A 19,309-nucleotide genomic window follows, 5' to 3' on the forward strand; every position below is an offset into this window, starting at 1 on the left:
CCCGCACCGGACCGGGACGGGATTCCCCGGCAGCAAACCCCGCGATGCAATAGGGCGCGCGGGCTGAAGGAAACGAAATGTTCGACGTCAAAACCGTATCGCTGGAGTGGGGCGGAAAGACCCTCACCCTCGAAACCGGCCGCATTGCCCGTCAGGCTGACGGCGCGGTCCTCGCCACGTATGGCGAAACAGTCGTGCTCTGCGCGGTCACGGCCGCCAAGTCGGTGAAGGAAGGGCAGGACTTCTTCCCGCTGACCGTCCACTATCAAGAAAAGTATTCCGCCGCCGGCCGCATCCCCGGTGGCTTCTTCAAGCGCGAACGCGGCGCCACGGAAAAGGAAACGCTGGTTTCCCGCCTGATCGACCGCCCGGTCCGTCCGCTGTTCCCCGAAGGCTTCTACAACGAAATCAACGTCATCGCCCAGGTGCTGAGCTATGATGGCGAGACCGAACCCGATATCGTCGCGATGATTGCCGCTTCGGCCGCGCTCACGATCTCGGGCGTGCCCTTCATGGGGCCGATCGGCGCCGCGCGCGTCGGCTTCAAGGACGGCGAATACCAGCTCAACCCGTCGTCGGCCGAAGTCGCCGAAGGCCGCCTCGATCTGGTCGTCGCCGCTACCGATACCGCCGTGATGATGGTGGAATCGGAAGCCAAGGAACTGACCGAGGACGAAATGCTCGGCGCGGTCATGTTCGCCCATGACGAAAGCCGCAAGGTCGTCGCCGCGATCATCGAGCTGGCCGAAAAGGCCGCGAAGGATCCGTGGGAAATCGATCTCACCGACAACACCGCGGACATCAAGAAGAAGCTCAAGAGCTTGGTCGGCAAGGATATCGCCGCCGCCTACAAGCTGACCAACAAGTCGGCCCGCTCGGACGCGCTCAACGCAGCCCGCGCCAAGGCGAAGGAAGCCTTCTCCGACGAGACCCCGCAGACCCAGATGGTCGCGATCAAGACCCTGAAGAAGGTCGAGGCCGACATCGTGCGCACCGCCATCCTCAAGGACGGCCAGCGCATCGACGGACGCACGGTCACGCAGGTCCGCCCGATCGAAAGCATCGTCGGCTTCCTGCCGCGCACGCACGGTTCGGCGCTGTTCACGCGCGGTGAAACGCAGACGATCTGCACCACCACGCTGGGCACCAAGGACGCCGAGCAGATGATCGATGGCCTCGACGGCCTGCGCTACGAAAGCTTCATGCTGCACTACAACTTCCCGCCCTATTCGGTCGGCGAAGTGGGCCGCTTCGGCGCCCCGGGCCGCCGCGAAGTGGGCCACGGCAAGCTGGCATGGCGCGCGCTGCATCCGGTGCTGCCGTCGAAGGAAGACTTCCCCTACACGATCCGCGTCCTGTCGGACGTCACGGAATCGAACGGCTCGTCCTCGATGGCGACCGTGTGCGGCGGCTGTCTTTCGATGATGGACGCGGGCGTTCCGATCGTGCGCCCGGTTTCGGGCATCGCGATGGGCCTGATCCTGGAAGGCGACAAGTTCGCGGTCCTTTCGGACATCCTGGGCGACGAGGACCATCTCGGCGACATGGACTTCAAGGTGGCCGGCACCAGCGAAGGCATCACCACGATGCAGATGGACATCAAGGTGGCCGGCATCACGAAGGAAATCTTCGCGACCGCGCTGGCGCAGGCCAAGGAAGGCCGCGCGCACATCCTGGGTGAAATGACCAAGGCCCTGGGCGAAGTCCGCACCGAGCTTTCGGCGCACGCCCCGCGCATCGAAACGATCTCGATCGACAAGTCGAAGATCCGTGACGTGATCGGCACCGGCGGCAAGGTGATCCGCGAGATCGTGGCCACCACCGGCGCCAAGGTCGACATCGACGACGAAGGCCTGATCAAGATCAGCTCGTCCGACCTGTCGCAGATCGAGGCCGCCAAGAACTGGATCATCGGCATCGTGGCCGAGGCCGAAGTCGGCAAGGTTTACAAGGGCAAGGTCGTCAACATCGTCGACTTCGGCGCTTTCGTGAACTTCATGGGCGGCAAGGACGGTCTCGTCCACGTCTCCGAAATGAAGAACGAGCGTGTCGAGAAGCCGACCGATGTGGTCAAGGAAGGCCAGGACGTCTTCGTCAAGGTTCTCGAAATCGACCAGCGCGGCAAGGTCCGCCTGTCAATGCGCGTGGTCGATCAAGAAACCGGTGCGGAACTCGAAGACACCCGCCCGCCCGTGAACCGCGCGAACCGCGTGGTGATCGTGGCGACCGTGGTGACCGCCGTGGCCCGCGCGGCGACCGTGGCGGTCGCGGTGATCGCGGCCCCCGCCGTGATGGCGACCGCGGCCCGCGCCGCGATCGCGACGACGGCCCGGCCCCCGATCACATGCCGGCGTTCCTGAAGTCCGACGACTGATCGGCCTTCACCGGAAAAGAAACAGAGGCTCGCGGCAACGCGGGCCTCTTTTCTTTTGGGCGGTCGTATTCGTTGCAAACCCGGCGCGAGGAGAAGCCCACCCCGCTGCGACTAACGCCGCCTGTGGCGGCGCAAGTCTCGCTCCCCTCCCGCTTGCGGGAGGGGCCGGGGGTGGGAAATGCCCAACGCTTGCAAACGATCCCCCCCAAACAAAAACGCCGGAGCGGCCCTTCGGCTGCTCCGGCGTTTTGTGTGTCGATCGGGTAAGGATCAGAGCGTGCGTTCGCGCTCTTCCACCTCGAACACTTCGAGCATGTCGCCCGGCTTGATGTCGTTGGTGTCCTGCAGCACCACGCCGCATTCCAGCCCCGCGCGCACTTCCGGCACGTCGTCCTTGAAGCGGCGCAGCGATGCGATGACGGTCTTGCTGACGATGACATCGTTGCGCGTAAGGCGGGCGTTGATGCCCTTGCGGATGTAGCCTTCCAGAACCAGCAGACCGGCCGCCTTGTCCTTCTTGCCCGCCGGGAACACTTCCTTGATCTCCGCGCGGCCGACCACGGTTTCGATCCGTTCGGGTCCAAGCTCGCCGGCCATTTCCGAACGGATATCGTCGGTCAGCTGGTAGATCACGTCGTGATACTTCAGCCGCACCTTGTTGCGTTCGATCAGTTCGCGCGCCTTGGCGTTCGGACGGACGTTGAAGCCCACGATCGGTGCCCCGCTGGCCTGCGCCAGCATGACATCGCTTTCGGTGATCGCGCCGACGCCCGAATTGAGGATGCGCACCTTGATCTCGTCGGTCGAGATACGGTTGAGCGCGTTGACGATCGCTTCGGCGGACCCCTGCACGTCCGCCTTCACCACCAGCGGGTATTCGATCACGGTGTTCTTCGCGGCGAGCGCGGAGAACATGTTCTCGATGCTGGACGGGGCGGTCGTCGTGCGCTTGGCGGTCGCCTTTTCCTGACGGTAGGCGGCCACTTCGCGAGCGCGGGCCTCGTTCTCGACCACGGTCAGCGTATCGCCGGCCATCGGCACGCCGCCGATGCCCAGCACTTCCACCGGCAGCGCGGGCGGCGCGGCCTTCACCTGCCGGCCCTTGTCGTCCAGCATGGCACGCACGCGGCCGGACTGGGTGCCGACGACGAGGATGTCGCCAACCCGCAGCGTGCCACGGTTGATCAGCACGGTGGCCAGCGGCCCCTTGCCCTTGTCGAGCTTGGCCTCGATCACGGTGGCTTCCGCCGCGCGATCGGGGTTGGCCTTCAGCTCCATCAGTTCCGCCTGGAGCAGGATCTTCTCGATCAGCTCGTCCAGCCCGGCGCCGGTCTTGGCGGAAACTTCCACGTCCTGCACGTCGCCCGACATCTCCTCGACGATGATTTCGTGCTCGAGCAGGCGCTCGCGGATCTTCTGCGGGTTGAACTCCGGCTTGTCGCTCTTGGTGATCGCCACGATCATCGGCACGCCGGCCGCCTTGGTGTGGTTGATCGCCTCGATCGTCTGCGGCATCAGCCCGTCGTCTCCCGCCACCACGAGGATGACGATATCGGTGACGTTGGCGCCGCGCATCCGCATTTCGGTGAAGGCTTCGTGGCCCGGCGTATCGAGGAAGGTGACATAGTCGCCCCCCTTGGTCTTGATCTGATACGCCCCGATGTGCTGCGTGATGCCGCCGGCTTCGCCGCGCACCACGTCGGTTCCGCGCAGCGCGTCAAGCAGCGAGGTCTTGCCGTGATCGACGTGGCCCATGATGGCCACCACGGGCGGGCGCGTCTTCAGCGTTTCATCCGCATCGACGTCGGCGGCGGTATCGATATCGACATCGCTTTCGTTGACGCGCTGGATGTTGTGGCCGAATTCGGTGACCAGCAGTTCGGCGGTATCCTGGTCGATGGTCTGGTTGATGGTGACCATCATGCCCATCTTGAACAGCGCCTTGACGAGGTCCGCCGCCTTTTCGGCCATGCGGTTCGCCAGGTCCTGCACCGTGATCGCTTCGGGCACGATCACGTCGCGCACCTGCTTTTCACGCTGGTGCTGCTGGCCGGCATAATGCGCGCGGCGTTCCTTTTCGCGGGCGCGCTTCAACGCCGCGAGCGAACGGGCGCGGGCGCCCTCATCCTCGTTCAGCGCGCGCGTGACGGTCAGCTTGCCCGCCTGGCGACGGTCCACCGCGTTCTTGTCACGCTGCTGCGGCTTCTTCGGCGGTTCGGGCCGCTTGACCGGAGCAACCGGGGTAAAGCGGCGCGGCGCGGGTGCGGGCGTCGCATTACCCGTGTTCGCCGACGGCGCCGGAGCGGCCTGATCTTCCGCAACAGCGGGAGCAGCCGGCGCAGCGGCCGGGGTTTCCACCGGGGGAGCCGCCTCGGCCACGGGTTCGGGCTGCGGTTCCGGCGCCGCGGCCGCGGGCGCTTCCTCGGCCTTGCGGTTTTCCTCGGCGCGGCGACGCTCTTCGTCCACCGCGCGCTGGCGTTCTTCCTGTTCGCGGCGGTTGGCGGCCTCCAGCGCGGCGAGACGGGCTTCCTCGGCCTCGCGCAGCAGACGTGCCTGCAATTCCTGGCGCGTTTCGCGCGATGCGGCGGGCGCGGCCGGGGGCGGCGCCGGCGGCGCGACGGGGGCGGCGCGCGGCGCAACGGGTTCCGGCGCGGGCGCGGCAACAGGCGCCGCCTCAGGCCCACCGGCACGCGGCATCAGCTTGCGCCGCTTGACCTCGACCACCACCTTATTGGTGCGACCATGGCTGAAGGTCTGCTTGACCTCTCCCGCCTCGACCGAGGTCTTCAGGCCCAGCGGCCTGCGGCCCAGTGTCGGCTTCTTGTCGCTATCGCTCATCGAACTCATTCGCCCTTCGTATCAAAATCGTCATTCGCCACCGAAGCAGCGACATCACCGGCGGACTTTTCGTCACGCCCCATGAAATGCAGCAGCCGCTGAAGCGGTGCGGCAACCCTCGCGGCCGCCGCGTCGTCGGTCAGCGCCAGATGAACGACGTTGTCGCGGCCCAATGCCACAGACAGCGCCGCCCGGTCCAGCGGCAAGATGATGCCTTTCAGACCCGTGCCTTCGGCTTCCTCGCCCACCCGCCAGGCCTGCGCCAGCTTGTTCGGTCCATCGCTGCCGGCATCGCTGGCGTGGGCCAGGAACGTCACCGCGCCCGCCCGGCACCCCTGCGCGATCTTTTCGGTACCCAGCAGCATGTTGCCAGCGCGCAGTTCGATGCCCAGCCGATCCGTCAGCGCGCGCAGCAGCGCGGCTTCGGTCCGTTCGGGAAGGTCGGACGGAATCGTCAGCGGCGCGCCCTTGAAAGCCCGCGCCAGCGCGCCCTTGAGCTTGCCGTTGGCCAGCGCCTGCGCCAGCTCGGCCCGGCCCACGCCGATCCAGGCGCCCCGCCCCGGCGCGCGCGCCAAAGGGTCCGGCGCGACATCGCCCATGGGCGACAGCGCAAGCCGGATCAGCGCATCGCGGTCATCGTGACGACCGGTGAGCACGCAACGCCGCTCCGGCGAGGCTTCCCCCGCCGTGCGCGTCTTCTGCCTTTCGGCGACTAGCGGCTCATTGTGAGGATTCCGCATCAGCGGCCTCCTCGAATGCGGGGGCGGCAGCTTCCGGCTCGTCATCGAACCAGTGCGCGCGCGCAGCCATGATGATCTCGTTGCCCTGCTCTTCGCTCAGGCCATATTCGCCCAGCACGCCGCCCTTGTCTTCCGACCGTTCCGAACGGTCGCGGCGGGTGTTGTCGCGGCGGCGCTGCTCGGCCCGCTTGCGCGCGATCAGTTCGTCGGTGGCCAGATCGGCCAGATCGTCCAGCGTCTTGATCCCGGCCTTGCCCAGCGTGACCAGCATCGCTTCGGTCAGGTGCGGCAGCTCGGCCAGCGCATCCTCGACGCCCAGCGCACGGCGTTCCTGGCGGAAACCGTCCTCGCGGCGCTCCAACGCCTCGACCGCGCGGCTTTGCAGTTCCTCGGCCAGTTCCTCGTCGAAGCCCTCGATCGTCGCCAGTTCGGCCACGTCGATGTAGGCGACTTCCTCCAGCTCGCTGAAGCCTTCGGCAACCAGCAGCTGCGACAGCGTTTCGTCAACGTCGAGTTCTTCCTCGAACATCTTCGAACGCTCGGCGAATTCCTTCTGGCGCTTCTCCGAAGCCTCGGCCTCGGTCAGGATGTCGATGGCCGAACCGGTCAGCGACGAAGCGAGGCGCACGTTCTGGCCACGGCGGCCGATCGCCAGCGAAAGCTGGTCATCGGGCACCACCACTTCGATGCGGCTTTCCTCTTCGTCGATCACCACGCGGCTGACGGTGGCCGGCTGCAGCGCGTTGACCACGAACGTCGCGGTGTCCTCGCTCCACGGGATGATGTCGATCTTTTCGCCCTGCAGTTCCTGCACGACGGCCTGCACGCGGCTGCCCTTCATGCCTACGCAGGCGCCGACCGGATCGATCGAGCTGTCGCGGCTGATCACGCCGATCTTGGCGCGGCTGCCCGGATCGCGGGCGGCGGCCTTGATCTCGATGATGCCGTCGTAGATTTCGGGCACTTCCTGCGCGAACAGCTTCTTCATGAAGTCCGGGTGCGCGCGGCTGAGGAAAATCTGCGGGCCACGGTTCTGGCGCTCGACCTTCAGGATCAGCGCGCGCACGCGTTCGCCCACGCGCGGCACTTCGCGGGGGATCTGCTGGTCACGACGGATCACGCCCTCGGCGCGGCCGAGGTTGACGATGACGTGGCCGAATTCGACCGACTTGATCACGCCGGTGATAACCTCGCTCGCGCGGTCCTTGAACTCTTCGTACTGGCGATCACGTTCGGCATCGCGAACCTTCTGGAAGATCACCTGCTTGGCCGACTGCGCATCGATGCGCCCCAGGTCCACCGGCGGCAGCGGATCGACGATGAAGTCGCCCACCTTGGCGCCCGGCTGCAGCTTTTCAGCCTGCTTGAGATCGACCTGCTTGAAGTAGTCCTCGACCACGTCGACCACTTCGACGACGCGCCACAGGCGCAGGTCGCCGGTGCGCGGGTCCAGCTTCGCGCGGATATCGTTTTCGGCGCCGTAACGGTTGCGCGCCGACTTCTGGATAGCCTCCTCCATCGCCTCGATGACGATCGTCTTGTCGATCATCTTCTCGGTCGCAACCGCGTTGGCGATCGCGAGCAGCTCGGCGCGGTTGGCGGAAATCGCACTGGCCATGGTCAGTCTTCCTGTTCCTCAAGAATGTCGTCCGCGCCATCGAACTCTTCCACATCAACTCCGGAAGCGTCGATCGGCCGGGAGGCTGCGATCAGCTTGTCGGTCAGGACAAGCTTGGCATTGGCAATCAGGCCGAACGGCACGGCATAGGTCACGCCGTCGTCGGCAATCGAAATGGTCTCGCCCTCAAGGCCCAGCAGTTCGCCACGGAACCGCTTGCGCCCTTCGAGCAGGTCATCCAGCTCGATCCGGGCTTCGTGCCCGGTCCAGTTGGCGAAATCCTTGAGCCGGGTCAGCGGGCGATCGATGCCGGGCGAGCTGACTTCCAGGCGATAGGCGTCCTCGATCAGCACTTCGCCCGCTTCTTCCAGCGCGTCGATGCGATCGGAAATGCGGTGCGACAGCGCCGCGCAGTCCGCGATCACCAGCTGGCCGGTTTCGGGCCGCTCGGCCATGATCTGGAGCGTGTGCTCCTCGTCGCCCACCTCGGTCTTGCCGAACAGGCGCACGCGCACGAGGTCGAAGCCCAGGGCCTTGGCCTCGGGTTCGACTACCTCGATGATCCGCGCGATATCCGCCATGCAAACTCCAAGCGCCGATGATGCGGCAAAACCCCGGAAACGGAAAAGGCCGATCGCGCCGGCCCCTTCCGGCGCCAGCCCTGACCTTGCCTTCACAATGTCGGGATGAAGCGCAGATAGGCGCGGGCGCACGATTTTGCAAGCCCAAACCGAACGGTAAAACGCGAACGGAGCACGAACTGCGATTGCCCGTCAGGCAAATGCCATAGATTGGGAATTTTTACCGAATTTCAGGAATGAATATCCGGTGAATAGGCCGCCTCTTTACAGGGAACGGCGGATTTGAGCCATTTTTCAGGTTTGGCACGCCTTCTGCAGAGAGTTTGGCATCGACGGAACACACGCTTCGTCGCCCCATTCAAACCCGGCCATTCAAACCCCAAAGGACCCGACCCATGACCGCCATTCGCTCGTTCTCGAACCAGATCGCCGCCGCTTTCGCCGCGCTCACCCTTTCGCTGGCGCTGATCAGCGGCACCGTCTCCACGCCGGCCTCGTCGCCGGTCGCCGCCACCACCGTGTCGGGGTACGTCGCATGACCGACCTGCGCTTTGAAGATTCCGCCGTCCGCCCGGTTTCAAGCCGTGCCCCCCGCTCCGGCCAGTTCCGCCTGAACAAGGCCCGCGGCAAGATCATGGGCGTTTCGGCCGGCATCGCCGACTATTTCGGCATCGATGTCACGCTGGTGCGCATCGCCTGGGTCGTCGGCACGCTGGTCGGCTTCGGCTCGCTGCTCCTGATCTATCTCGCCATCGGCCTGATCGCGGATTCCTGATCGCACAACCAGTTCGCGAAGCCGCAACAGCGCCGCGACCTGACGCCCGCCATCCCCCCGAACACCGGCCGGCGTCAACCGAGGCTCCTCCCCCTGCCCCCTAGGGGAGGAGCCTCACTATCCCAATCAGACCGCGCGTCTTGTCAGACTGCGTCGGTCTTGGCGAAAGGCGAAAAGTCCGTGTCGGTATCGAACACGTCCACGCCTTCGCGCGCCTTGAGCCATCCGACGACGAAGTAGGTCGCCGGCGTCAGCACCACCTCCCACGCCACTTTCATGGCCCAGTTCGTGACCATCACGGTCAGGACCGCCTGATGCGACCAGATGCCGAGGAAGGCGACCGGATAGAAGATCACGCTGTCCACCGCCTGCCCGAACACGGTCGATCCGATCGTGCGCGTCCACAGGTGCTTGCCCTGCGTCCACACCTTCATCCGCGCCATGACAAAACTGTTGACGAACTCGCCGGCCCAGAACGCCATGACCGAGGCCGCCACGATCCGCCAGGTGCTGCCGAACACCGATTCATAGGTGGTCTGGCAGATCGCCCCGGTGGATTCGCGTGCGACCAGTTCGGCGAAACGGGCGTCCGCGCTGGAGGCGCAACCCCAGTCCGGCGAAGGCGGCATTGCCACCACCACGAAGCTCATCAGCGCCATGAACAGCAGCGCGAAGAACCCCATCCACACGCAACGGCGCGCGTTGGCGTAGCCATAGACTTCCGTCAGCACGTCGCCCAGCACGTAGGACACCGGGAAGAACAGGATGCCCGCGCCAAACGTCACGCCGCCCACCGTGGCCAGCTTGGCCGCGCCGATCAGGTTCGATAGCAGCAGGATGCCGACGAACCCAGCCATCATGTAGTCGAAATAGCGGAAATGACGGCGCGCGCCCGCACTGCCGGCAATTCGGGAAAGGGGCGGAGAAACGGGCGATGAAGGATGGGGATCGTTCATGAATCCCTGCTATCGCGATTTGCACACGGCGCAAAGCCGCCTTATGGGGCTGCTCGCGCGCGCCCGTAGCTCAGCTGGATAGAGCACCTGCCTTCTAAGCTGGTGGTCGCAGGTTCGAATCCTGCCGGGCGCGCCAATTTTTCAATAACTTGGTCGACTGTGCGCGTCAGTAGACGCTGCCCTTCCCCGAACCCGCCGCGCCGGCATCCTGCCCCGCCGGGCCGGCGAAGCGCCGCGCCAGCGCTTCGGCGCCGCGTGCCAGGATGGTCACGTCAGTTCCCACCGCCACGAAGCTTGCGCCGAGTTCCAGGTAGCGCCGCGCCAGCGCCTCGTCGGCGATCAGCATGCCCACGGGCTTTCCGGCGGCGCGCACCGCCGCGATGCCGCTTTCAATCGCGGCCTGCACCGCGGGGTGCCCCGGATTACCGAGGTGCCCCATGTCGGCCGCGAGATCGGACGGGCCGATGAACACGCCGTCCACGCCCGACACCGCCGCAATCTCGGCAATCGCGGCTAGCGCGGCACGCGTTTCCACCTGCACCAGCAGGCAGATGTCGTCCGCGGCCCGTTCGAGATAGCCGGCTGTGCGGTTCCACCGGCTCGCGCGGCCGATCGCCGAGCCGACTCCCCGGAAACCCTGCGGCGGATAGCGCGTAGCCGCCACCATGTGCGCCGCCGCTTCCCGCGCTATCGACCATCGGGATCAGCAGCGATCGCGCCCCGATGTCGAGGTATTGCTTCACCAGCACCGCATCACCGATCGGCAGGCGCACCACCGGCTCCACCGGATAGGCTGCCGCGGCCTGCAACTGCGCCAGCACCAGCGGTATGGTGTTGGGGGCATGTTCGGCATCGATCAGCAGCCAGTCGAACCCCGCCCCGGCGCAGATTTCGCACGTGTAGGGTGAGGCGAGCGCCTGCCACAATCCGATCCGGGCAACGCCATCGGCAATGGCCTGCTTGAAGGCGTTCATCGCATCGTTCCTCCGTTGGCGGACATCACAAAAAACGGCATTCGACCGTGCCCCAAGGGCCGAAATCGGCGCGTATCCGGCTGCCGCTTGGCGCTTCGACCGGGCGGATAAACGAGCCGGACAGCACGATCTGGCCACGTTCGATGCGCTGGCCATAGGCGCCCAGCCGCTGCGCCAGCCATGCCATCGAGATCAGCGGATCGCCCAGCACGCCCGCGCCAAGCCCGGTTTCCTCCACCTCGCCATTGCGCGAAACCACCGCGCCGACCCGGCCGAGATCGATGCCCGCAAGATCGCGCACCGGTTGGCCCAGCACCACGCCGCCGTTCGCGGCATTGTCCGAAATCGTATCGAACACGGTGCGCAGCCGGCCCGAAACCGGGTCCTGGCGGAAGATGCGCGTATCGAGAATTTCCAGCGCCGGCGCGACATAGTCGGTCGCCGCCAGTATCTCCGCCGGCGTGGCGTCCGGCGCCACATCCTTCTTCATCACGAAGGCGATTTCCGCCTCGATGCGGGGCTGGATGAATCGATCCCCGGCAATCTCCGCCCCGTTCGCGAAAGCCATGCTCTGCAACAGCACGCCCGAATCCGGAATATCGATGGAAAGTGCGGCCTGCATCGCCTTCGACGTCAGGCCGATCTTCCAGCCGATCACCGGATCGCCCGCCGCCACTTTCGCGGCCACCCACGCAGCCTGGATCGCATAGGCATCGTCCATGGTCATCGCCGGGTGCGCATCGGTCAGCAGGCGGATCTGCGTGCGCGTGCGCTCCGCCTTGTCCAGTGCCCGTGCCGCCGCCAGCAAGGCGTCATCCGCCAGGGTGACGCCCGCTGTTCCGCCCGGGTTCGAAATCGCCGGGGCCAAGGTCACGCGGCCGACTTGCGGTTCGTGTCGAAGCCCATCTGCGCACCCAGCAGCGCCGGCGGCTCCTTGAGGTTCTCCTGCCACAGCAGCGATTCCATCGCGATCGTCAGCGGCTGGTTCTGGATCGTCAGTTCATAGACGTAATCGTCATACGACGCATGGTTGTGCACCGCCCAGCCCGGCGCCGACAGCATGAGATCGCCCGCCTTCCATTCATAGACGTTGCCCGCCACCGTGCTGCGGCCGGTGCCATGGAAGTAATAGTTGATCGATTCCGAAACGTGCCGGTGCGGTCGGTCCACGATCTTGGGCGGCCGAATGGTGATCGTGGCGAAGAAGTTCGGGGTAGTGCCGTTGGTACGGCCAGTCATCGGATTGTAGAGCAGGTAGAGACGGCGGCCAATGTAATCCTGCCCCAGGTCCTGCAGCTTCTTCAGTTCCGCCTCGACCTTCTCCCACGGCCAGTGCAGCGCATTGGATTCCACCGTCGGCGGATTGATCAGCTTTTCGTAGGGCATCAGCATCGCGCCGTCGTCACCGATCGTGAAGGTGCCATAAGGGCTATTGCGGCGCGGATTGATCGCGTCCTCCTCCTCGTGCGGCACGGCGGCCAGCAGCGGCGGATTGTCCTCCCAGTGGTGAACCTGCATGAATTGCAGCAGCGGGACGTTGGTATAGGTCAGGAACACCTGAAGATCGGTCCCGGTGTTCTCGCGCCAGTAGGGGACGAACGACGGCGTGTTGTACACGTCGTACTTGCGGAACGGGATACGGCGGTCGCCGATCACGGCCACGCCCTCACCCCGGATGCAGAAATTGACCTCGGTGGCGTTGTGGCGGAACGCCTGCGTGCGCTCGCCCGGCTTCAGCACGTTCAGCGAAACCTGTACCGAGGTCGCCAGGCCCGGCGTGGCCGGATTGGCGCGCGGATGCACGATCAGCGAACTGCGGCGCCCGTTCTCGGGCCGGTCGACCGATGCCAGCCGCTCGATCTCGGCGTCGATCTGTTCCTTGGTGATGATCGCCGGTGCCCAGGGATCGTTGAGCGGATAATACTGGCCGCTGACGTCGACGAACTTTCCGACGGTGTCCTCGAAATTGGTGCGCAGATCGTTCATGGCGCTCTCCTTGTTGCAAACAGGGTAAAATCAGGCGGTCAGGCGCGGCGCCTGACGTTTGATCTCCGGCAGCGGACAGCCGAGACCAGCGGCGCGCGCGCGCTTCAGCACGGCAATGCCCAGCGAGAGATCGGAAATGCCCATGCCCATGGCCTTGAACACGGTCAGGTCCGCGTCGGCCGGGCGGGTAGTACTGGCGGCGACCAGCGCGCTCAGCGGCCGCAACCGCGCCCATGCGCCTTCGTCATCGCCCAAGGCCTCGATGAACTCACGGCTCAGCTTGCGGACCTGCGGCACACTGTCGGCGGCCAGGACTCCGGCCCGCTCCAGCAGCGCCGGTTCGAACTCGGCCCGCTCCGGCGTGATCGCGCCAACGGCATTGATGTGAACGCCACGCGGCAAGGCATCGCGCGTGAGGAAAGGCGTGCGGGCGCGGGTCGCCAGCGTGACCACGTCCGCCCCGTCCAGCGCCTCGTCCAGCGTGGCCGTCGCGATCGCCTCGATCCGCAGGGTCTCCTCGATCCGCGCGGCCAGCGCCTCGCGGTTGGCGGCCGTCGGGCTCCACACGGTCACGCGGTCCAGCGGCCGCACCGCGGCCACGGCAGCCACCTGGGCCAGGCTCTGCTTGCCCGCGCCCACAATCGCCATGCGCCGGGCATCGGCCCGCGCCATCACGTCCGCGCCCAGTCCGCTGATGCCGCCGGTGCGCATCTGCCCCAAGGCGAAAGCCTCGATGATTGCCAGCACCGCGCCATCTTGCGCATCGATCAGGATCAGCAGCGGCATGGCCCCGCCGGCGGTATGCGCCCAGGTCTTGGTGCCCACCACGCCCCAGCCCTCGAACACCGCGCCGATGGCGTGCAATGTGGAACCGTTGTCCCAGGTGGCGTGAGTCTTGACCATGTTGGCGGCGCGGCCGGCCGCCTCCTCGCGCAACCCGTCGCGCAGCGCGTCGATCGCTTCGGGCAGCGACATCAGCGAAACAACGTCCGCTTCGGAAATCCACAGCCCGCAGCTCATGCCGGCTGCTCCTCGAAGATCGAGGGAACGGGCGGGACAAGCTCCAGCCCGTTCACGATCAGAGCGTGCGTGATGTAGCGGCCGACCAGGAACATCACCGCGATCGTGGCATCCGCACCGATCCGGTCGATCGCCGCCTCGATTTCCGGTCGCACGCCCTTGCCGCGGCGCTCGACCATCGCGATCACCAGCCGCTGCACCGCGCGTTCGGCATCCGACATCTCGGGCGCGCTGTCCGGCGAAATCTGCTCCACCGCGGCGACCCATGCTTCGCCAAAACCCAGCTTGCGCGACAGCCGCTCGTGCTGGTGCAGTTCATAGCGGTTGCCCATCAGCGTCGCCACGGTCAGCGCGCCGGCTTCGGTCAGGCGGTCCGGCAGCGCCTTCTTCAGGGCCTCGGTCATTTCCATGAACGGCGCGAGAATGGCTGGTTGCACGCCCGAACACTTGAAGAATTCGCCAAGGTAGCCAAGCCGCGCGACCCGCGCCTCAAGGATTTCCTGCAAGCGCGGTGCCAGTGCATCGAACTCCAGCCGCACCATTTTCTCGCTCATCCGCTCTCTCCGCATTGGTCGCGGGGGCTTCATCGCTTCTTGCCGCTTAGATCGGAAATACATTATGGGACGATTGGTAATACCAAGGGGGTATCACATGGACCTGCGGCAACTGCGCTACCTGATCGCCTTGGCGGAAGAGCTGAACTTCACCCGCGCGGCGGCGCGCTGCAACGTGTCGCAGCCGCCGTTCAGCCGCGCCATCCGCGATCTGGAAACGGATATCGGCGCGCGGCTGTTCGATCGCGACAAGCATCGCGTGGCGCTGACGGCGGCCGGCGCCAGCATGGTGGAGGACGCGCGGCGATCGCTGGCGATGATCGAGGAAGGCCGGCATCGGGCGCAGCGCACGGCCGCCGGCTATAGCGGCACGCTCACGTTCGGCTTCGGCGGCTCCACCGTCTATTCGCTGCTACCGTCGCTCGTCGCCGGCTTCCGCAGGATCGCGCCCGACGTGCTGATCGGCTTCCGCGCCATGCCCGTGCTCAACCAGATCGAGGCCCTGCGCGAAGGCGTGATCGACATCGGTATCCTGCGCCTGCCGGTGTTCGACGAGATGATCGCCACCCGCTTCGTCTATGCCGAACCGTTGATCGTGGCGTTGCCTGCTGGCCATCCCCTGCTGGCGGATAGCAGCGCGATCACGATCGGCCAGCTCGCCTCGTCCCCGTTCGTTACATACGAGCCCACGCGCGGCTTCAACTTCCATGCCGACCTGCTGGCGCTGTGCAGCCTCGCCAGCTTTGCGCCGGACATCGTGCATCAGGCGCCCACGACCGAGGCCGTGGTGGGTATCGTCGCCTGCGGCGAAGGCGTGGCGATCCTGCCCGCTTCGGCCGAACGGCTGCGGATGCGGGGAGTCTCGTTTCGCCCGCTCAACCTGGGCAGCGCGCCGGAAGCGCTCGGCTCTGTCCGGTTCGGGCTCGCGTGGCGGCGCGGCATGGAAACGCCGATCATCCGGCGCTTTCTGGAGCATGTGGAAAGCGATCCGGCCCTGCCCCTGGCGGGATAGGCGGTGCAGCACTTGCTCTTGTGCGGACAGAACCCTCTCCAGAGCGCTTTACTTTTATATAAAGGTATAATATCGAGCCCGATACGCTTGCATAACACCAATCACAATGAACCGGAGGATGGACAGGGCAATGAGCAGGGCACTGGAAGGCAAAGTGGTGCTGGTCACCGGCGCGGGCAGCGGCATCGGCCGTGCAAGCGCGCATCGGATCGCGGCGGCCGGCGCGCACGTCGTGATCAGCGACATCAACGCGGAACAGGGACAGGCGGTACTGGCCGAGATCGCGGCGGAAGGCGGACAGGCATCGTTCCTGCGCGCCGACGTTGGCGTGGAAGGCGATGTCGCCGCGCTGATCGCGGCCATCGTCGCGCGGCATGGCCGGGTCGACGGCGCGTTCAACAACGCCGGCATCGTCCAGACCGGCAAGCGCCTGCACGAAGTGACCACCGAAGAATGGGATCGCGCCATCCGCGTGGACCTTTCGGGTGTGTTCTGGTGCATCAAGTACCAGGTGCTGGCGATGCTGGAGACCGGCGGCGGCAGGATCGTCAACACAGCCTCCTCGCTGGGAGAGGTCGCCATCGCCAACGCCTCCGAATACGTCGCCGCCAAGCACGGCGTGATGGGGCTAACCCGCGCCGCTGCGGCCGACTATGGTGCCGAAGGCATCCGCGTGAATGCGATCCTGCCCGGCATCATCCAGACGCCGGTGATCGACGCGCTGGCGCAAAATCCCGATTTCAAGGCGTTTCTTGTCAAGCTGCGCGATCGTCATCCGATAGGCCGCTTCGGCCAGCCGGGCGAGATCGGCGATGCGGCGGTCTGGCTCCTGTCCGACCAGTCCTCGTTCGTGAACGGCGCCGGCATCCCGGTCGATGGCGGCTATCTGGCCATCTGACATCAGTTCCGAAGAGGCCAGACGTTGTGTCCGGCCTCTTCGTGTCGTCATCCGTTACCAGGCTGTCGTTCCGCCATCGACGCGCAGATCGGCGCCGGTGACAAAGCTGCTTTCGTCCGAGGCGAGGAACAGTGCCGCCGCCGCGATTTCTTCCGGGCGGCCGGGGCGGCCCAGCATGATCTGCTCGGTCATCTGGCGCGAAAGATCGGCATCGCCCAGCACATCGACGGTCTGGTGCGTCGCCACGAGCCCGGGGGAAATGGTGTTGGCGCGGATGCCATGCGGGGCGCCTTCCATGGCGAGCTGCCGCGTCATCGCCAGGATCGCGCCCTTCGCGGCCATGTGCGAAACCGCCGGCAAGGGCCGATAGGCCTGATGCGCGGAAATCGAGGCGGTGTTGACAATCACGCCCGACGACCGGACCAGCTCCGCCCAGGCGGCGCGCACGAGATAATAGACGAGATGGACTTCCTCGTTGATCGTGCGGTGCCAGTCGTCGAGCGGAAGATCGGGCACCGGCCCGAAGTAGGCCATGGCAGCGTTGTTGAACAGCACGTCGATCCCGCCGAAGGTCCGGACAGCGAGATCGACCAGCGCCTCGCAATTCGCCACGTCGGTCAGATCGCAGGGGTGCAGCGACACGATCTCGCCACCGGCAGCGCGTACCGCCTCCTGCGTTTGCTCGGCGCGCTCGACGTTGACATCGCAGCCCACGATCCGCGCTCCTTCGCGCGCGAAGGACAGCGCGGCGGCACGGCCCATGCTGCCGCCGGTTCCGGTGATAAGGCAAACCTTGCCCTGCAGCCGCCCCATCACGCGACTCCCTCGCCAAGCGCGGCCGGCTCGGCGGCGGCAGGCGGCATGAACAGCACATGGTTGTCGACGAAGATCCGCACTTCCGCCAATGCGCCATCGCGCAGCAGGAAAATGTCGCACCCGGGGCAATCGAACTCGCGCCCGTGGACATCGACATAAAACACGCGCGTTTCGGCCGTCACGCAATCGCCCGCGTCCCAGATACCCACGATCTCGTGCCGCATGCTTTCAAGGATCTGCGCGACCATTTCGTACTGCGCGCGCAGTTCCCCGATCCCGCGCGCCGTCGGAAAATTCGCGAAGCGCCATACGATGTCCCGTGGCAAGGCCGCACAGAAGCGCTCGACGTCCAGCGAGTCGGCTGCCGCGAAAAAATCCTTAACCCATTGATACGCCATTTCGTTTTTCCTCTCTCCGATCGGCTCCGTGCGGTGCCCTTCGGGGCAATTTCCGGGAGTGGGCTTGACCGATACTTTACTTTTATATAAAGGTGTTTTTCGTGTCAATCACACACATCCCCAAAACCATGGATACCTTGAGAGGAACGATCATGAATCAGATCACCCCGCTGCCGCTGTGGGAAGCCGCCAAGCGCGAAATGGAAGAGTACCAGTTCGTCTCCTCGGCGGACGTGCAGCCGAAGTGGACCGTGCCCGAATCGATCGCGATCAACGTCGCTGTGTCGGGCCGCTTCACCGAAGGCGCTTCGGCCGATGCCGCCAACCCCACCTCGCTGGAAGACTACGTGGACGAGGCATCGCGAGTGATCGAGGCAGGCGCCTGCGGCGTTCACATCGATTTCACCTGGGTGACGGACAAGCATGGCCGCCGCCTCGATCGCGATCTGCCCCCGGTCGATGCCTACACCGCCGTGATCGAGCCGCTGCGCAAGCGCTTCGGCAATGACTTCGTGCCCAACCTCAACGTGCTCAACGGCACGACGTTCGACGTCTGTCTCAGCCCCGCCCGCGCGGGCCTTGCCGAAGCCTGCCCCTGCGCGCCAGGTCACCCGGACGCGTTCATGATCCCGGCGGTCAGCGCGATGGAGGAACTGGGCGTGAAGCCGGAGCTGGCCGTCCATCACAGCGGCGAAATCGAACTGGCCCGCCGCAAGCTGATCGAGACCGGGATTCTGAAGAAGCCCTACAACTGGCTGATCCTCTATGGCCTGCCATTCAACGTCGGTCGGTCGCTCGCATCGGGCACCTCGGTCGGCGACGCGCAGGAAATGGCGCAGCACCTGTTCCTGATGGTCGACCAGATCCGGAAGATCGATCCCGAAAGCGTGATCTCGGTATGCGCCGCCGGCCGTTCCACGCTGTACATGACAACCCTGGCGACGATGATGGGTCTCCACATTCGCGTCGGTGTGGAAGACACGCCCTGGAAGTTCCCCAACCAGAACGTTGAACTCAAGAGCAATCTCGAGATGTTCACGATGGCCAAGGACATCGCGGGCCTGCTGGGCCGCACGCCCGGCAATGCCAACTACTACCGCGGCCTTGTCGGCCTGCCACAAAAATGACGCGCAACTGGCGGCGCCCAACCGGGCGCCGTCAGGGCAGCTTGCGCACGATCAGTCGGATTCCCCGAATGCCTTTTCCAGATTGGCCGCGATCTTGCGGGCAACCTTGATGAAGGTACGGATTTCGGCGGCATCGATGCCCCGCGTGGCAATCTCGTTCAATTCGGCGGCGTGCGGCAGGATTTCCGGCTCCAGCGAGCGACCCAGCGGCGTCAGCGTGACCAGGATTTTGCGCTTGTCGACCGAATCGCGGACCCGCTCGATCAGCCCTTCGTCGTCCATACCTTTCAGCAGGGCGACGGTGGTGGTTTCGGTTACCCGCGTGGCATCGCTGAGGTCGCGCTGCGTCACCCGGTCCTTGATCCACAGCGCGCGCAGATAGTTGTAGTACCCCGATTTGATCCCGTGCCGGGCCAGCCGCATGCTCAACAGGCGATCGAACGCCAGGTGCGCCCGCCGGATCTGGAAGGCCACGCTGCTTTCAGGCGGGAGAGCTACTTTTTCCTTCGATTCCTTGGTCTTCCCATTCTCGGCGGCGCCCGCCTTGCTGTCCGTCACCATTCTTGATCCTGCCTTGGAGCTTTTGCCGGCTGCCCCGTTCATCATCTTGCGTTTCCTGTTCTTAGGCCGATTTGCGCCTGG

The 19,309-nt window shown here is 65.5% G+C and carries 18 protein-coding genes, 1 tRNA gene and 2 pseudogenes; 7 read left to right on the forward strand and 14 right to left on the reverse strand.

Annotated elements, in window-relative coordinates; all coding sequences use genetic code 11:
• Positions 1–77: 77 nt before the first annotated feature.
• A pseudogene (pnp, locus tag F1640_RS04535) lies at positions 78–2,374 on the forward strand (polyribonucleotide nucleotidyltransferase).
• 270 nt (positions 2,375–2,644) lie between these two features.
• On the opposite strand, the gene infB reads toward pnp, so the two are convergent.
• The 4 genes from infB to rimP are packed head-to-tail and all read right to left on the reverse strand — an operon-like array spanning position 2,645 to position 8,151.
• Positions 2,645–5,212 carry a translation initiation factor IF-2 gene (gene infB, locus F1640_RS04540; protein ID WP_194917955.1) on the reverse strand — a complete coding sequence of 856 codons (2,568 nt, stop codon included), beginning with the start codon at positions 5,210–5,212 and terminating at the stop codon, positions 2,645–2,647.
• 5 nt (positions 5,213–5,217) lie between these two features.
• On the reverse strand, positions 5,218–5,952 hold the full coding sequence (locus F1640_RS04545) for a DUF448 domain-containing protein (protein WP_194917956.1): 735 nt from the start codon (positions 5,950–5,952) through the stop codon (positions 5,218–5,220).
• Positions 5,933–7,570 carry a transcription termination factor NusA gene (nusA, locus tag F1640_RS04550; RefSeq protein ID WP_124810767.1) on the reverse strand — a complete coding sequence of 546 codons (1,638 nt, stop codon included), beginning with the start codon at positions 7,568–7,570 and terminating at the stop codon, positions 5,933–5,935. The genes F1640_RS04545 and nusA overlap by 20 nt, the downstream gene beginning before the upstream one ends.
• A gap of 2 nt (positions 7,571–7,572) precedes the next feature.
• Complete coding sequence (gene rimP, locus F1640_RS04555; RefSeq protein ID WP_124810766.1) at positions 7,573–8,151, reverse strand: ribosome maturation protein RimP; 579 nt, start codon at positions 8,149–8,151, stop codon at positions 7,573–7,575.
• Between the two features lie 395 nt (positions 8,152–8,546).
• On the opposite strand from rimP, the gene F1640_RS04560 reads away from it, so the two are divergent.
• Together F1640_RS04560 and F1640_RS04565 are read left to right on the forward strand one after the other, a co-directional pair.
• Positions 8,547–8,690, forward strand: coding sequence for a hypothetical protein (locus F1640_RS04560; protein ID WP_190287353.1), 144 nt, complete (start codon positions 8,547–8,549; stop codon positions 8,688–8,690).
• Positions 8,687–8,926, forward strand: a complete 240-nt coding sequence (locus F1640_RS04565; protein WP_194917957.1) for a PspC domain-containing protein — start codon at positions 8,687–8,689, stop codon at positions 8,924–8,926. Before F1640_RS04560 ends, F1640_RS04565 begins: the two co-directional genes overlap by 4 nt.
• 143 nt (positions 8,927–9,069) lie before the next feature.
• On the opposite strand, the gene F1640_RS04570 is transcribed toward F1640_RS04565, so the two are convergent.
• Complete coding sequence (locus tag F1640_RS04570; protein ID WP_194917958.1) at positions 9,070–9,882, reverse strand: queuosine precursor transporter; 813 nt, start codon at positions 9,880–9,882, stop codon at positions 9,070–9,072.
• 59 nt (positions 9,883–9,941) lie between these two features.
• Between F1640_RS04570 and F1640_RS04575 the strand changes: the two genes are divergently transcribed.
• Positions 9,942–10,018, forward strand: a tRNA-Arg gene (locus F1640_RS04575).
• Between the two features lie 30 nt (positions 10,019–10,048).
• On the opposite strand, the gene F1640_RS25105 is transcribed toward F1640_RS04575, so the two are convergent.
• The 6 genes and pseudogenes from F1640_RS25105 to F1640_RS04600 form a co-directional block, all read right to left on the reverse strand.
• Positions 10,049–10,549 carry an aldolase/citrate lyase family protein gene (locus tag F1640_RS25105; RefSeq protein WP_255530236.1) on the reverse strand — a complete coding sequence of 167 codons (501 nt, stop codon included), beginning with the start codon at positions 10,547–10,549 and terminating at the stop codon, positions 10,049–10,051.
• Between the two features lie 76 nt (positions 10,550–10,625).
• A pseudogene (locus F1640_RS25110) lies at positions 10,626–10,856 on the reverse strand (aldolase/citrate lyase family protein); the annotation flags it as partial.
• Between the two features lie 25 nt (positions 10,857–10,881).
• Entirely contained in the window at positions 10,882–11,730 is an 849-nt protein-coding gene (gene hpaH / locus F1640_RS04585; protein WP_309229195.1) for a 2-oxo-hept-4-ene-1,7-dioate hydratase, read from the reverse strand.
• Positions 11,727–12,842: a cupin domain-containing protein gene (locus F1640_RS04590; protein ID WP_194917959.1), complete on the reverse strand. Its 1,116-nt coding sequence runs from the start codon at positions 12,840–12,842 to the stop codon at positions 11,727–11,729. The genes hpaH and F1640_RS04590 overlap by 4 nt, the downstream gene beginning before the upstream one ends.
• A gap of 30 nt (positions 12,843–12,872) precedes the next feature.
• Positions 12,873–13,862 (reverse strand): ornithine cyclodeaminase family protein, encoded by a 990-nt coding sequence (locus tag F1640_RS04595; RefSeq protein WP_194917960.1) that lies wholly within the window; start codon positions 13,860–13,862, stop codon positions 12,873–12,875.
• Positions 13,859–14,416, reverse strand: a complete 558-nt coding sequence (locus F1640_RS04600; protein ID WP_255530237.1) for a carboxymuconolactone decarboxylase family protein — start codon at positions 14,414–14,416, stop codon at positions 13,859–13,861. Before F1640_RS04600 ends, F1640_RS04595 begins: the two co-directional genes overlap by 4 nt.
• Before the next feature lie 97 nt (positions 14,417–14,513).
• On the opposite strand from F1640_RS04600, the gene F1640_RS04605 reads away from it, so the two are divergent.
• Complete coding sequence (locus F1640_RS04605; RefSeq protein ID WP_194917962.1) at positions 14,514–15,428, forward strand: LysR substrate-binding domain-containing protein; 915 nt, start codon at positions 14,514–14,516, stop codon at positions 15,426–15,428.
• A 130-nt stretch (positions 15,429–15,558) separates the two neighbouring features.
• Positions 15,559–16,326, forward strand: coding sequence for an SDR family NAD(P)-dependent oxidoreductase (locus F1640_RS04610; RefSeq protein WP_194917963.1), 768 nt, complete (start codon positions 15,559–15,561; stop codon positions 16,324–16,326).
• Between the two features lie 54 nt (positions 16,327–16,380).
• On the opposite strand, the gene F1640_RS04615 is transcribed toward F1640_RS04610, so the two are convergent.
• Positions 16,381–17,139 (reverse strand): SDR family NAD(P)-dependent oxidoreductase, encoded by a 759-nt coding sequence (locus F1640_RS04615; protein WP_206694632.1) that lies wholly within the window; start codon positions 17,137–17,139, stop codon positions 16,381–16,383.
• Positions 17,139–17,540 (reverse strand): nuclear transport factor 2 family protein, encoded by a 402-nt coding sequence (locus F1640_RS04620; protein WP_194917967.1) that lies wholly within the window; start codon positions 17,538–17,540, stop codon positions 17,139–17,141. Before F1640_RS04620 ends, F1640_RS04615 begins: the two co-directional genes overlap by 1 nt.
• 152 nt (positions 17,541–17,692) lie before the next feature.
• Here F1640_RS04620 and F1640_RS04625 point away from each other — a divergent pair, with 152 nt between their 5' ends.
• Positions 17,693–18,667, forward strand: a complete 975-nt coding sequence (locus F1640_RS04625) for a 3-keto-5-aminohexanoate cleavage protein (protein ID WP_194917970.1) — start codon at positions 17,693–17,695, stop codon at positions 18,665–18,667.
• Positions 18,668–18,718: 51 nt separating this feature from the next.
• On the opposite strand, the gene F1640_RS04630 is transcribed toward F1640_RS04625, so the two are convergent.
• A complete protein-coding gene (locus F1640_RS04630; RefSeq protein WP_255530238.1) occupies positions 18,719–19,273 on the reverse strand; it encodes a MarR family winged helix-turn-helix transcriptional regulator in 555 nt (184 codons plus the stop codon).
• Between the last annotated feature and the right edge of the window lie 36 nt (positions 19,274–19,309).

Origin of the sequence: Novosphingobium sp. NBM11 (assembly GCF_015390225.1) — a bacterium.
Taxonomy (GTDB): Bacteria; Pseudomonadota; Alphaproteobacteria; order Sphingomonadales; family Sphingomonadaceae; genus Novosphingobium.